General features: G+C 32.8%; 8 protein-coding genes. 6 read left to right on the top strand and 2 right to left on the bottom strand.

Features of this window, described 5'->3' with window-relative positions:
- Window positions 1-125 precede the first annotated feature (125 nt).
- The 4 genes from LX95_RS01225 to LX95_RS01210 all read left to right on the top strand — a co-directional run bounded on the left by LX95_RS01225 (window position 126) and on the right by LX95_RS01210 (window position 8,291).
- Entirely contained in the window at window positions 126-2,444 is a 2,319-nt protein-coding gene (locus LX95_RS01225; protein WP_111539599.1) for an ATP-binding protein, read from the top strand.
- 3 nt (window positions 2,445-2,447) lie between these two features.
- The gene (locus LX95_RS01220; RefSeq protein WP_111539598.1) at window positions 2,448-2,819 is read left to right on the top strand and encodes a response regulator; all 372 of its coding nucleotides are present in this window, start codon (window positions 2,448-2,450) and stop codon (window positions 2,817-2,819) included.
- Between the two features lie 253 nt (window positions 2,820-3,072).
- Window positions 3,073-7,134: a T9SS type B sorting domain-containing protein gene (locus tag LX95_RS01215; RefSeq protein WP_111539597.1), complete on the top strand. Its 4,062-nt coding sequence runs from the start codon at window positions 3,073-3,075 to the stop codon at window positions 7,132-7,134.
- 35 nt (window positions 7,135-7,169) lie between these two features.
- On the top strand, window positions 7,170-8,291 hold the full coding sequence (locus LX95_RS01210) for a M23 family metallopeptidase (RefSeq protein ID WP_111539596.1): 1,122 nt from the start codon (window positions 7,170-7,172) through the stop codon (window positions 8,289-8,291).
- 57 nt (window positions 8,292-8,348) lie between these two features.
- Here LX95_RS01210 and LX95_RS01205 read toward each other — a convergent pair whose 3' ends face one another.
- Together LX95_RS01205 and LX95_RS01200 are read right to left on the bottom strand one after the other, a co-directional pair.
- Window positions 8,349-9,323, bottom strand: coding sequence for an OmpA/MotB family protein (locus LX95_RS01205; protein WP_111539595.1), 975 nt, complete (start codon window positions 9,321-9,323; stop codon window positions 8,349-8,351).
- Between the two features lie 11 nt (window positions 9,324-9,334).
- The gene (locus tag LX95_RS01200; protein ID WP_111539594.1) at window positions 9,335-10,096 is read right to left on the bottom strand and encodes an exodeoxyribonuclease III; all 762 of its coding nucleotides are present in this window, start codon (window positions 10,094-10,096) and stop codon (window positions 9,335-9,337) included.
- 111 nt (window positions 10,097-10,207) lie between these two features.
- Between LX95_RS01200 and LX95_RS01195 the strand changes: the two genes are divergently transcribed.
- Window positions 10,208-13,621, top strand: coding sequence for a hypothetical protein (locus tag LX95_RS01195; RefSeq protein ID WP_111539593.1), 3,414 nt, complete (start codon window positions 10,208-10,210; stop codon window positions 13,619-13,621).
- A gap of 58 nt (window positions 13,622-13,679) precedes the next feature.
- Window positions 13,680-15,478, top strand: a 1,799-nt coding sequence (locus tag LX95_RS01190; protein ID WP_146240725.1) for a BspA family leucine-rich repeat surface protein, incomplete at its 3' end; no start/stop codon positions are given.

Below are 15,478 nucleotides of genomic sequence, written 5' to 3'. Positions count from 1 at the left end.
AATAAAATACATTGTAATTTTATATATTTATAAACTCCAATTTTTATTTATTTACGAAATGTTTAAATAAACGGTTTACTAAAGTAAGTAATTGTGAACCTAATATACTTTAGAAATATATATTAATGAACAATAAATTCAGTAGTTTTTTTTCTTGGTTTGTTAACCGACCTAAAGTGATAGGCTTTATTTTGTTTATTATTATTTTTTCGATTTTCACTTACATTGTATATCAAGAATATTCTCTTGCTAAAGAATCTGAAAAAGAAAAAGAAAAACAAGTTTTGACAATTGTAAAGCAGAATATAGAACAATCTCTAAAGACGAGTTATGTTTCTGCTTTAACTTTAGCTTTAACGATAGATGATGAAGGTAAGCCGAAAAATTTTGAAAAAGTTTCAGAAAAGATTATTTCTTCAAGTGTTATTATTAGTGGGGTAGAGTTAGTTCCTAACGGTATAATATCGTATGTGTATCCTTATGAAGAAAATAAAGGAGCTTTAGGGTTGAATGTCCTTAAACACCCAGTTTCTCAAAAGGAAGCTAATAAATCTATTAATAGCGGAAAAATGGATTTTGCGGGACCAATTCCTTTTAAACAAGGAGGGAAAGGGATAATCGGAAGAATGCCTGTTTTTATTGAAAATCAATTTTGGGGTTTTTCTGCGGTAATAATTCGTGAAAAAGATTTTTTGTCTAATGCAGGTATCTATAAATTTTCAAAAGAAGGATTCAAATTTAGATTAGCTAAAGCAGATGAAGAAACATCTAAAGAAATTCTATTCTTTGGTGCTAAAGAGGATTTTAATGTTAATGAAGCTCAAAAATCATTTGTAAAAGATGGGAATTGGAATATTTATATCTATTCTGAAAATAAGGAAAATCTACTAATTTCTTTACTCCCTTTAATGTTTTTAGCATTATTGCTTTCAATTTTAATAAGCACATTTATTGTAAGATTTTTAAAACAACCCAGAGAATTACAACGAAAAGTAAATATTCAAGCAGCTAAATTATTAAACTCAGAACTTAAATTCAAAGCAATTTTTGACCGTGCGCCTATTGGGATTGTTCACGTTGAGGCAGAAAGCTATAAATTTATTGAGGCGAATCAGAAATTTTTGAGAAAGACAGGATTAAGTTTAGATGAAATTACTGAAGCTAGGTTTGATTCAGTTTGGAGAAATTCTAAAGATTTAAAAAAATTAGTAGAGAAAGGAGAAAAGATAAATTCAGTTCTTTTAAAGAAAAATGGAACTCAAATCGATGTTAGGGTAGCTGTTGATTATTTAAAATATATAGATAAAGACACTTACATCTTCATTATTGAAGATATTACTGAAATTAATAAAGCTCAAAATCATCTAAAAGAATTAGAGACTAGAGTAAAAATGGCTGTTGAAATAGCTCAGCTGGGATATTGGGAATGGAATATCCATACGAATGAGGTTATTTGGTCACCCATGATGTATGAGATCTTTAGAATCTCCAACGATTTTAAAATAACCCCAGATTTTATTGTATCTAGGATACACCATTTAGATGCAAAAAGATATGTAGATAGTATAAGATCTTTAGTAAATGGAGAAAATGTAAATCCATCTTACGAAGCAAAAATTTTAGATCCAGAAGGTAATCCTATTCACGTACTTGGCCATTTAGAAAGCGAGAAAGGGAAACTAGGAGAGGTTATAAAAATAAAGGGTACTTTAGTAGATATAAGCAGTGAAAAAAGAACAAAAGAAGAACTAGATCAATCTTATGATGTAGTGTTACAACAAAATAAGCGATTAATAAATTTTTCTTATATAGTGTCTCATAATTTAAGGTCTCATTCAAGTAATATCAAATCTTTATCCCATTTATTATTAGAAATGGAGCATACGCAAGAACAAGAAGAAATGTTTAGTATGCTTAACTCTGTATCTCATGCACTAGACGATACACTCTTTGATTTAAATGATGTAATTAACATTCAACAAAATATATCTATTTCAATTGAAGATATTTTAGTTGTAAAATATATTGAACGTGTTTTAGAAGTCCTTAAAGTAGAAATAATCCAAAAAAAGGCAGATATAATCGTAAATGTCCCTTCAGACATTAAAATTAGTTTTAATCCGGCTTATTTTGAAAGTATTTTACTTAACTTTATATCTAATGCTATTAGGTATAGACACCCAAATCGGCCTCCTATTGTAATTATTGATTTTCTAATTATAGAAAATCATCCAGTAATACAAATTAAAGATAATGGTATTGGAATAGACCTTAAGAAAAATGGTGATAAACTATTTGGCATGTATAAAACCTTTACTAAAAATAATGAATCAAGGGGATTAGGCTTATTTATTAGTAAGAGTCAAATGGAAGCTCTTGGAGGAAAAATAACTGTTCAGAGCAAATTAAATAAAGGAAGTGTTTTTAAACTTTTTTTTAAATAGAGTATGAAAATTTGTATAATCGATGATGATAAAATTTATCAGTTTCTTTTAAAGAAAATGGTTAATATGGTCGATAAGCAAATAATCACTAGCTCTTACTTTAATGGATTAGATGCAATATCTTCATTTGAAAAACTTGACTCCTGCTACGATATTATTTTATTAGATCTTAATATGCCTACTATGGATGGCTGGGAATTTATAGAAGAATATCAAAAGTTAAAAAGAAGTTCGAAACCACTTCCAAAAATATACATAGCTACTTCCTCAATCTCAGGGGAAGACAGGATGAGAGCTCTCTCATATAAGACTATAATTAAAGGCTACCTTATTAAGCCAATTACTCTCCAAATGATTAAAAAGATTGTAGAGTAGTGATTTTTTTTACTCTCAAAATCTGAAAATCAAGACTTTATTAAAAAAAGTTAAAATTTTAACACAACTATTTAAGATGTATAATTCACTGAAAATCAATGTTTTATTTATTTTAAATAAATATATTTTCAATTTAATTGTAAGATAATGAACACTTAATCGACGTAACATAACATTTAATCGATTATATTTATATGTTTGTAGTTTTAATTTCATAAGAAATATTTGCTGCAGCTACTTATAAAAAGTGTTTATGAATAAATTACTTTGCTTTCTTTTTATCCTAATATCATATATTGGGATTGGACAAACTGTTAGTGTTAATCAGAATAACTCTGCACAAAATCTAGTAAATATTTTACTAAATAATGCCTGTGTTGAAGTTTCTAACACATCAGTATCTTCACTTCAATCGGTTTCTTATTTTAATAATAATTCAGGAAGCTTCCCTATAGCAGAAGGAGTTATAATAAGAAATGGAGACGCTAGTTATACAGCTGGGAGTTATACTGGAAATAATTTGAGTTCACAAGAAAATTCGAATACTGATAGCTTCTTAGAAAGTTTGAATAATGCTTCTGGACAAACCTCTCAAATTACAGATGTTGCATATTTAGAGTTTGAATTTATACCACTTTCTAAAAATTTTAGTTTCGATTTTTTATTTGCATCTAACGAATACGGACAATGGCAATGTGTGTCTAGTGATGTTTTTGCTTTTTTATTGACAGATTTATCTACAGGAGAAACTACCAATTTAGCCGTTATCCCAGGAACGCAAACACCAGTTTCTGTTAAAAATATTAAAGATAGCGCGTATAATAATTCATGTTCATCAGATAATGCTTCACTATTTGATGTTTATAATGTTAACGATTCTTCACAGTCAACTATAAATATGCGAGGACATACTAAGCTTATGAATGCTTCAGCACAAATTACGCCTGGAAATCTTTACAAGATTAAGTTGGTAATAGGAGATTCTAACGATTCAGATTTTGATTCGGCTATTTTTCTTGCTGCAGGAAGTTTTAATGCGAATGTAGATTTGGGTGAAGATACTACAATCTGTCAAGGGAGTAGTAAAACGATTACAACGGGTTTAAGTACACAAAATTATTCTCACATTTGGAAAATGAACGGATTTGTAATTGCAGGACAAAATGGAAACTCCATAACCGTTACCAATCCTGCGACTTATAGTGTGGTAGTTTTAGAGAATAACTCAAACTGTATGCTAACCGATGAAATTACCTTAACGGAGGTCACGATCCAGGAACCAGAAGACATTAAAATTTGCCATGAAACATCAGGAAATTATAGTTTTAATTTATTAGAAAATACATATCAAGACTTAGGAGTTTCCGCAGCAGCGTATAATATAAATTACTATGCCTCCCAGCAGGACTTATTTATTGATAATGCTATTGCTGTAAATCAACTTTCTAATTATCTTGGACAAGATAATCAAACCATTTATATTAAGTTAAAAGCTCTCGATACCAATTTATATTGTGATGCAGTATATAATTTCCAGTTATTGGTGAATGAGCCTATAGATTTAACATTCCAAGATATAGAGTTATGTGATATTGCAAGTGTTGATCATGTTGTAGATTTAAATCAACATAATATTACTACAATTCTTAATTCTAGTGAGTACGATTTCTATTTTTTCCATAATTATTTTGATGCCCAAGCTAGTAACAACTCAATTTTAAATCCTGAAAATTACGTTCCCTCATTTAATAACAATGCGGACTCCATTTGGGTAAGAATAGAAGATACAAATATGACCGATTGTTTCACAATTGTAAATTTTCAAATTTTCCTAAATCCTTTACCACTGGTTGATGAAATTGCCGATGTTATAGAATGTAATCAATATACGTTACCGCCGATTACTAATGGTAATTATTATACTGGCACACAAGCTACTGGAAATATGCTGTTTGCTGGAGATATAATAGAGGATTCTGGTACTTACTATATATATAATGGGCCAGATGCAAATGGATGTTATAATGAAAGTAAATTTAAAATAATTTTAATTGAAAAATATAGTGTTAGAAAATTATGGTGTGGGCAAATGACCGTACCTTCACCTCCAGCTGGGGCATTTTATACAGAACCTGGAGGTCCAAATGGTAGCGGGCAAGTAATTTCTCCTGGGACCGTTTTTACAACTAACCAAACTCTTTATTTTTATGCTGATGTAAATGGAGTTTTTTGTAAAGAAGATGTTTTTCCTATTAATATTTTGCCTTTGCCACCTGTAGATGCTCCTTTAGATGTGGTAACATGTAATTCTTACACTCTTCCAACTTTACAAAACGGAAATTACTATTCAGAGCCTGATGGAGAAGGGACCCAGTATTCTGCGGGTGATGTTATTAGTAGTTCCCAAACCATGTATGTTTTTAATTATGACGGATTCTGTACTAATGAAAATTCTTTTGAAATTATTATTACTCCAAATTTTCAGGATTTGAACATTTGCGGTACATATACTCTACCAGATTTAGAAATAGGAGGGTATTATACACAAGCTGGCGGTAACGGTCAAGTTATCCCAGAAGGTCAGGTAATATCTTCTTCGCAAACTATTTATTATTATGCAATAACCACAACAAGTCCTAATTGTACACTTAATGAAGGGTTCTTTATCGAAATAAACTCTATTCCAGAAGTAGATAGTTTAAATGATGTTATGGTCTGTGAAGACGATATTTTCACATTGCCAAATTTAGTAAATGGACAATACTTTTCAGCACCAGATAGAGAAGGAGATCAACTTTTTGAAGGTGATGTTGTTAATGAAACAAGTACAATCTATATTAATAATTTAGCAAACGGTTGTACAAATGAAACTAGCTTTTTAGTAGAAATAATTGAATTGCCACCTATCGAAAATTTTACTGATGTTTATTCTTGTGAGGCTTATGAATTGCCTCCTTTAGCTAATGGTAATTACTTTACACAACCTTATGGTGGAGGGCAACAACTACAGCCAGGAGATTTAATCACCAACACACAAGAAATTTATATTTATAATTTTTGGCCTCAAATTAATTCTTGTGATAATCAAGATTCTTTTACCGTTTATATAGAAGGAGTAGAGGTAGGTGTTTTCGATAATATTCAAGCGTGTGATAATTATACGTTACCTCCATTAAATGAAGGGAAATATTTTACACAAAGTGGGGGTCAAGGTGAAATGTTGCAAGCAGGAGCTTTAGTTAGTACTTCTCAAGAAATCTTTGTATATGCTGTAAGTGGAGATCGTTTTACGTGCGAAAGCGAAGCTAGTTTTCAGATAAATATTTCTCAGACGCCCAATTTACAAGAATTCGAAAATATCGAAGCTTGTGGAAGCTACAATTTGTCTATGATTAATATAGAAAATGCAGAGGTTAAATTTTATAGATCTTCTAATCAGCAAGGATTATTGACACAAGAAGAGTTGCTATTTAATGAGCCAGGTACTTATATAGTATATGTTTATGCTTCCGCTGAAGCAAATACAAACTGTACTATAGAAAAAGCAATAGAAATTACAGTTCATCCTTTATTGCCGCTAAATATAGAAGAAGCGACTATATGTAAAGATCCTAAAACTGAAGAAATAATTTCACCTGCATTTCTAAGCTCTGGTCTCCCTGATAGTGAATTCGAAGTCAACTGGTATTTAGATGGTAATTTAATGCACACGGGTGAAAATTTTGAAGCTACAGAGTTGGGTATTTATACGGTTAGAAGTACTGTTCTAAACCCAATTTCTACTTCCGATTGTGGTTATGAGGTTACTTTGGTAACAGTGACCGAATCCAGCAAACCTATCATAGAAACTTTAGTAACCGAACCCTTCGAAGATGTGGCTGTGATTAATGTGATTGTAAAAGATGCTATTGGAGAATTAGAGTATCAATTGAATAATGGAATATTTCAAGAGAGCAATGAATTTTATGATGTAAAGCCAGGAGTGCATACAGTGAGAGTGAGAGGGATGAAAGGTTATTGCGGAGAAGCAATACAAGAAGTAGAAGTGATAAAATATCCCAAATTTTTTACACCTAACGCTGATGGTGTAAACGATGAATGGAACATCAAAGATCTAAAAGAACATCCAGAAGCTCAAGTCTATATTTTTGATAGATTTGGTAAGCTAATCACGACCTTAAGTCCAAGAAAAAGAGGATGGGATGGTTCACTTAATGGAAAGAATTTACCTTCAAATGATTATTGGTTTCAAGTAGTGTTTAAACAAGATGGAAACGAAAAAGTATTTAAATCTCACTTTACACTAAAAAGGTAAAAATTTATGGCAAGATTTATGCATTTTCACTTCAAGTGAAAAATTTTTTAAGTCTTATAAGCGTAACTATTTTAATTTTTGTGGGGTTCATTTCTTGCACAAAAATCAGTGAAGTACTGTCTTCACCTACAGCGAGAGAAACTTATCATAAAGAATTTAAAAATAGAAAAGCTGTTATTGACAAATGGCAATCTACTTATAGTAACGCTACTTTAGATAGTATTGATGTAAATTTACCTTATAGTGAAAAAGGAGCTTTCTCATATTTTCAAAATAAAATTTACACTTATTCTTTTCCACTACAAAGGGGAATTTCGTTCACGGCAAAAGTAAGTTTAGATTCTTTGCAGGATAGAGTTTTTATCAATTTTTTCAAAAAGAACGACACTTTATGGGAAGAAGTGCTGAGTAATAATATTCAAGAAAATACAATTATCTATACTCCTAAAGAGAATGGAGAATATAAAATCATTATTCAGCCCGAAATAGCTTCTAGCAGCAATTTTTTTATTCAACTACATATTTCACCTACCTATTACTTTCCTGTAGCAGGAAAAGATAATAAAGCGATCCAAAGCTTTTGGGGAAATCCGAGAGATGGCGGTAAAAGAAGTCACGAAGGGATTGATATTTTCGCTTCACGCGGAACTCCTACTGTAGCGGTGACTGATGGTAGGATCACCAGAACTGGAAATAGAGGACTTGGCGGAAAACAGGTTTGGCTAAAGGAAAGTTTATTTGGCAATTCTATTTACTATGCTCATTTAGATAGCATACTTGTAAATAATGGTGATAGAGTTAAAGTCGGTGATACCCTAGGTTTGGTAGGAAATTCGGGGAATGCAAGGACAACTGTACCTCACCTACATTTTGGGATTTATCGCAATAAAGCTATCGACCCTTTGCCATTTGTATATAAAACCAAGTCAATACAAAAAGATGATTTTTCAAAAAGTTTTGAGGAAGACTACTTAGTGATAAAAACTGCTCGAGCAAATTTGAGAAGTGGACCTAGTACTTCTAATAAAATTATAGCGAACCTATTTCAAAATGACACTATTAAATTATTAGGACAACATTACGACTGGCTTCACATTAAAACGACTTATGGAAAAGTAGCTTTTTTACATAAAAGTCTAGTAGAAAAATTAAAGTAGAAACTATAAAAAAAACTCCCATTTCTATATGGATAGAAAAGGGAGTGTCTTTAAGTTTTATCGATCTCGATTCTCTTCAGATAATAATCTTGAAAGCTCATCGTATTTAGGTGTAAGAATTACCTCAATACGTCTGTTTTTAGCTTTACCTTCAGCACTAGAATTACTCGCAATAGGAGCATATTCCCCACGGCCTGCTGCAGTTAATCGCTCTGCGTTAATTTTACCATTTTGTTGTAACAAGTTGACAATAGAAGTAGCTCTTTTAGTTGAAAGATCCCAATTGTTTTGTAAAGCTCCATTTCCGCCATAAGGCACATTATCTGTATGACCTTCTATCAATACATTTATGTCGTTATTTTCGGCTAAAACTGCTGCTAACTGCTTTACAGCTTGTTGTCCCTGCTTACCTACAGCCCAACTTCCCGAACTAAATAAAAGTTTATTTTCCATAGAAACATATACTTTTCCGTTTCTCTGCTCCACGGTTAAACCTTTACCTTCAAAGTTAGTCAATGCATTAGAAACACTTTGTTTTAACGCTTGCATTTTCTCGTCTTTTGCAGCTATAAGTCCTTCGAGTTCATCTATTCGTCTAGAGCGACCATCAAGATCTTTTTTGAGTTGTTCTAGTCTTTTCTGCTCCTTAGTCAAAGTTTTCTCTTTTTCTTCTAACTGATTTAAAAGATCACGGTTACGCTTAGAGTTTTCAGCCAATACTGCAGAGCTATTAGACTCTAAAGCATTATAGCTGTTTTGTAGTTGCTGCAAGTTTTTATTTTTAGCATCTAGATTTTTTTCAAGGCTTTTAATTTCTTCCGCTAAAGTCTCATTAGAAGTTTTTAGATCTGTTAAATCTTTAAGCGTTTGTGTTTTTTCTTCTCGACAATCAGTTAATTGATTTTCTAAAGTATTGTTTCTATTTTCAAGTTCAGCATATTTTTCTTCTAAGTCTGTGAACTTTTTTGCTGGAACACAAGAAACAATGAAAGCTAAAATAAAAGCAGGTATTATAAAATTTTTCTTATTCATGAAACTCAATATTATTTTAATTCTACTAAAATAGGGCAATGATCGCTATGTTTTGCCTCTGGTAAGATAACGGCTCTTTTTATTTTTTCTTGTAATGGAGCACTAACTAAATGATAATCTAAACGCCAACCTTTGTTATTTGCTCTAGCATTGGCACGATAGCTCCACCAAGAATACTCCACTCTATCTGGGTTTAAATACCTAAAAGAATCAAAAAAGCCTTGTGATAAAAAGCTTCCTAACCACGTTCTTTCTACTGGTAAAAATCCAGATACATTCTTTAAACGTACAGGATCGTGAATGTCGATAGCTTCGCGACAAATGTTATAATCTCCAGAAATCACCAAATTAGGAACCTCTTTTTTTATCTGATTTATATAGGCTTGAAAATCATCCATAAAGGTCAATTTAAACTCTAATCTGTCTATATTAGTCCCAGAAGGCAGGTATAAACTCATCACCGAAAGATCTTCAAAATCTGCTCTTATTGATCTCCCTTCAAAATCCATATAATCAATTCCCGTTCCATAAACAACATTCTTAGGTTCAGTTTTGCTTAAAATGGCCACCCCGCTATACCCTTTTTTTTGTGCAGGATACCAATAGCAATACTTATAACCAATTTCATGAAAAACCTCTTCATCAAATTGATCTGGATTTGCTTTTATTTCTTGTAAGCAAACTACATCGGCATTTACTTGGCTTAACCAAGTAAGTAAATCTTTTCTCAATGCGGCTCTAATGCCATTTACATTGTAAGAAACAATAACCATAAACTTATTTTTTCACAAAAATAGAATAATGTAAACGTTAAGAATACTTGTTTCTTAAAAATTGATTTAGATTTCATAAAATATTTATGAAAAGCATTAGTTTTACTTTACATGCGCATACTTCTATTTATTTTCTTTTTACTCTTTGCCATAACTGTGAATGCACAGGTATATGAGGGTGATTTTTCCGAAAAGAAGATAGTAGTTAGCGATACCATACTTATCGATTCAGTAAGTATAAATCCTTTTAAGTTTAAGGTTTACAACTCACAAGAAAAGTTACTCGATTCTACAGCTTACCAAGTAGATTTTGCTAAAAGCTACCTAGTTCTTAATGATTCTTTACGGAAACAAAACGATTCGATTAAAATAGTCTATAGAAAATATCCCGATTTCTTCACCAAACGTTACTATCAATTTGATCCCAATATCATTGTAGGAAATGAAAATCGGGTGAACCGAATTTACCAATTGGGAGAAGAAAAAAACCAAAGCTCTTTTGTTCCGTTTGACGGATTAACCACGAGCGGAAGTATTTCTAGAGGAATTACCGTTGGTACCAATCAAAATGCAGTTTTAGATTCTGAATTAGATTTACAAATCACGGGGAAAATTTCGGATAATGTAAATCTTCGTGCTTCTTTACAAGACTCAAATATTCCTATTCAGCAGAATGGTTATTCGCAAAACCTAAATGAATTTGACCAAATTTTCATTGAACTTTACGGAAAAAACTGGAACATAAGAGCTGGAGATGTAGATCTAGTGCAGACCGATTCTTACTTTGCTTCTTACACCAAAAAAGTACAAGGACTTTCACTTGGAGCCACTCTAAATCCTGACGGGAACTCCACCGATATTTTTGCTGCTGGAGCACTGGTACGCGGTGTGTTTACCAGAAATCAATTTGAAGGCCAAGAGGGAAATCAAGGTCCGTATAAATTAACTGGACCTAACGGAGAGCTATTCGTTTTGATCGTATCGGGCAGCGAATCGGTTTTTGTGAATGGAATCCGCCTTGAGCGTGGAGAAAATGAAGATTATGTGATAGATTATAATGCTGGGGAAATTATTTTTAACGCCACTTATCCTATTACTTCCGAAATGCGAATTACCGTAGAATATCAATATTCAGACCGTAATTATTCTCGGGTGGTCGCTACTGGTGGAGGAAAACATACCAGTGAAAAATTAGAAATTGGCGCATTTGTATATTCAGAAAATGATATCAAAAACCAACCCTTACAACAAAACCTCAACGAAGAGCAAGCTCAAATTCTTGCAGATGCAGGAGACGATCCTAACCAAATGATAGCCCCTAGTGCGGTTGCCGATACCTTTGATGAAAACAAAGTGCTCTACACGAAAGAAACCATAAATGGCGAAGAGGTCTTTGTGTATTCCACCAACCCTGAAGATGAATTATTTCAAGTGCGTTTTAGCAATGTGGGCGAAAATCAAGGAGATTATGTATTGACCAATGCGAGTGCTATAACGCGAACCTATGAGTATATAACTCCGGTAAACGGAATTCCGCAGGGAAGTTATGAGCCTATTATTCGGCTTTTTGCACCCACCAAATTGCAAGTAGGTGTGGTGAACGGAAAATATCAACCTTCAGAAAAAACAAAAGTAGATTTTGAATTTGCCGCCAGCAAAAATGATGAGAATTTATTTTCAGATCTAGATGACAATAACAATGATGGCTTTGCTGCAAGAGTAGAAGTTACTCAACGCGTGGTTCAATTAAAAGATTCTTCGCAAATAGAAGCTTTCGCTGGAATTAATTACTTGCAGGATGAATTTCAAAGTATCGAGCGTTTATTTAATGTAGAATTTAATAGAGATTGGAATTTAATAAATCCGTTAGGAAATCAAAATTATATACAATCGGGAATCAATTTTAGAACGCTTAAGAACGGTGTTTCCCAATACCGGTTTGAACACCTCGATTACTCGGAAAACTACTCAGGAACCCGTCATGTTATTTCTTCACAACACCAATTAGGAAAATTAAGAACACAACTTCACGGAAGTTATTTAGAAAGCGATGGCAGCACATTTACTTCAGAATTTTTACGGATGAATGCTTTTGCGGTTTATGATTTTGGAAAGGTTTGGACAGGAACCCGAATTAATCTAGAAGACAATCAGCAGCAAGAAAAAGCAACCCAAAATTTAACAGGAATAAGTCAGAGGTTTAATAGCTACGAAGTATTTACTGGCGTTGGAGATAGTACAGCAGTTTATGCCGAAATCGGTTATCGTCACCGAGTAAATGACAGTTTGCGAAACAATAATTTGCAGCGAGTTAGCCATTCTAATAATTACTATTTAAAATCGCAACTCATACAAAATGAAAACACGCAACTTTCGGTATTTGCAAATTATAGAAAGTTGATCAATGAAGAAGAAAATGTAGAAGATGAGCAATCGCTTAACTCTCGGGTGTTGTACAATCAATTTTTATTTGATAAATTGATAAGCCTCAATACTGCCTATGAGACCAATAGCGGAACCTTAGCCCAACAAGAATTCACTTACGTGGAAGTAAACGCAGGGGAGGGACAATACACGTGGAATGATTATAACGACAATGGCATACAGGAATTAGAAGAGTTTGAAATTTCACCCTTTCCCGATCAGGCTAAATATGTACGAGTCTTATTGCCCAATCAAATTTTCTTAAAAACACATCAGAATAAATTCAGTCAAGTTGTGACGCTTAACTTTATGCAACTGAGTGATGATGCGAGTACTAAAAACTTTTTAAAACATTTTTATAACCAAACGTCTTATTTGGTAGACCGAAAGATAGAACGAGAGGAAGATAACTTTGACCTGAATCCGTTTAACGATAGCGGTGAAGAAGAATTAGCCGTAAACCTCAACTTTAGAAATACCATTTTCTTTAATCGCGGAAAGCAGCGTTATACCACTTCTTACACGTATATCTCAACCCGAGCAAAAAACTTGCTTTCTACCGGATTTCAAGAAAATGACATTGAAAGTCATCAGTTAAAGTTTAACCATAAAGTACAAGAAAGCTGGTTGTTTAATTTTGACAACCAAACCACCACTACGGTAAGTGCCTCAGAGAATTTTGGCAACCGAAATTATGATATTTTAAGTTATACCACCAACCCCAAGGTTTCCTATTTACTCTCTAGAAGCACTCGTTTTGATGTATTTTACCAATATAACACCCAAACCAACAGGTTAGGCGATGAAGAGGAATTACAACAGCAAAAATTAGGCGCTTCATTTAATTTTGCCAACGCTCAAAAATATGCGGTTAGCGGAGAGTTTAATTACATTTTTAATGAATTTACAGGAAGTGCTTTTTCTCCCGTAGCCTACCAAATGTTGCAAGGTTTACAGCCCAATAAAAACTTTACGTGGACACTTTTAGCGCAGCGAAAACTCACCAATTATTTAGATCTCAATCTTTCCTATTTTGGAAGAAAAAGTGAAAGTGCAGACGCCATACATACGGGTAGCGTACAGCTAAGAGCGTATTTTTAAGATTTTCTTAACGGGTAGTATAAAAATGCTATATTGCTAAGCATAAACCAACTATCTTATGAAAAATCTTTACTTATTTCTACTTATTGTATTTTCTACGCTATGCACCCAAGCCCAAAACCAACCCTTTATTACGACATGGGAGGTTACTCTAAGTGATTTAAGCATAACTATTCCCACACATCCTGAATCAACTTATAACTATACTGTGGATTTTGGCGATGGAATCGTTTTAAACAACCAAACAGGAGATGCAACTCATATGTATAATACTGCTGGGACGTATACTGTAAGTATTACTGGGAATTTTCCTAGGATATATTTCTTTTATTCCAATCAAGCGAATAAAAGAAAAATAAAATCGGTGGGACAATGGGGTGATATCCAATGGCAAAATATGAATTATGCATTTTACGGTTGTGAAAATTTGGTTATAAATGCAACTGATGCACCAAATTTAAATCAAGTAATCGATTTAACTCAAATGTTTGCAAAATGTTCTAATTTCGATCAATCCCTTAACAATTGGGATGTATCAACTATTACTAATATGGAAGGAATGTTTAAAGAAGCAACATCTTTTAATCAACCTTTGAATAATTGGGATGTATCAAATGTTACTGATATGGAAGCTATGTTTTTGGAAGCATCTTCCTTCAATCAAGATTTATCTAATTGGAGTTTCAATACAAATGTTTTTTTTTCTAACATGGTAGATAATTCTAATTTGAATACTACAAACTACGAAAATCTATTAAATAAGTTTTATAGTTTGAATTTAATAAATAAATCTTTTAGTGGGGAAGGAATGTATTATTGCGACGGTACAATCCGGTCAAATTTAATTAACAATAGAGGTTGGACATTTTACAATGATTATCAAGATGTTTGTGGACAAGCATTGACACCTGGGGCCTTTGTTACAAAATGGTTAGTTGGTAACAATGTCTATATTTACGCCCAGTCTGCTAATACTGATTATAATTACACTGTAAATTTTGGTGACGGGACTGTTTTAAATAACCAAACTTCAAGTTGTTCACACGCATATTCTTCACCTGGAGTCTACATAATTACAATTACAGGGGATTACCCGAGAATTGATTTTGGAGAACAAGATAATTTACTTAGTGTTGAGCAGTGGGGTAATCAACAATGGTCAGATATGTATAATGCATTTAAAAATTGCTCAAAACTGAAAATTAATGCTACAGATGCTCCAGATTTAAGTCAAGTGCTTAGCATATCTTCAATGTTCGAGGGCTGTACAAGTCTTAATCAGTCCATTAATCATTGGGATGTGTCTAGTGTTCACTCTATGTCTAGAATGTTTTATGGAGCAATTAAATATAATCAACCTCTAAACGATTGGGATTTCTCAAGTGTTACCAATATGTCTAGAATGTTTTATGGGGCGATTAAATATAATCAACCTCTAAACAACTGGGATGTCTCTAGTGTTACCAATATGGAAAGTATGTTCCAACAAGCAACTTCTTTTAATCAACCGTTGAATAATTGGGATGTTTCTAATGTTACAGATATGGGTTTTATGTTTTGGCTTGCGGAAGACTTTAACCAACCTGTTGATAATTGGGATGTTTCTAATGTTACCGATATGGACAGTATGTTTTTAAGAACTACAAGTTTTAACCAGCCCTTAAATTTATGGGATGTCTCTAGTGTTACCAATATGGAAAGTATGTTCCAACAAGCAACTTCTTTCGATCAACCGTTGAATAATTGGGATACTTCTAATGTTGCCGATATGGAAAGTATGTTCCAACAAGCAACTTCTTTTGATCAACCGTTGAATAATTGGGATGTCTCTAGTGTTACCAATATGGAAAGTATGTT

Source organism: Mesonia algae (assembly GCF_003253545.1).
Lineage (GTDB): Bacteria > Bacteroidota > Bacteroidia > Flavobacteriales > Flavobacteriaceae > Mesonia > Mesonia algae.
Note: the sequence above shows the minus strand (reverse complement) of the source record. Positions and strands in the feature narration are given on the sequence as shown.

Bases quoted from the DNA above. Each gene is read 5' to 3' on its own strand.
- LX95_RS01195 (WP_111539593.1), top strand. From the start codon at position 10,208: ATGCGCATACTTCTATTTATTTTCTTTTTACTCTTTGCCATAACTGTG.
- LX95_RS01205 (WP_111539595.1), bottom strand. From the start codon at position 9,323: ATGAATAAGAAAAATTTTATAATACCTGCTTTTATTTTAGCTTTCATT.
- LX95_RS01215 (WP_111539597.1), top strand. From the start codon at position 3,073: ATGAATAAATTACTTTGCTTTCTTTTTATCCTAATATCATATATTGGG.
- LX95_RS01220 (WP_111539598.1), top strand. From the start codon at position 2,448: ATGAAAATTTGTATAATCGATGATGATAAAATTTATCAGTTTCTTTTA.
- LX95_RS01200 (WP_111539594.1), bottom strand. From the start codon at position 10,096: ATGGTTATTGTTTCTTACAATGTAAATGGCATTAGAGCCGCATTGAGA.
- LX95_RS01225 (WP_111539599.1), top strand. From the start codon at position 126: ATGAACAATAAATTCAGTAGTTTTTTTTCTTGGTTTGTTAACCGACCT.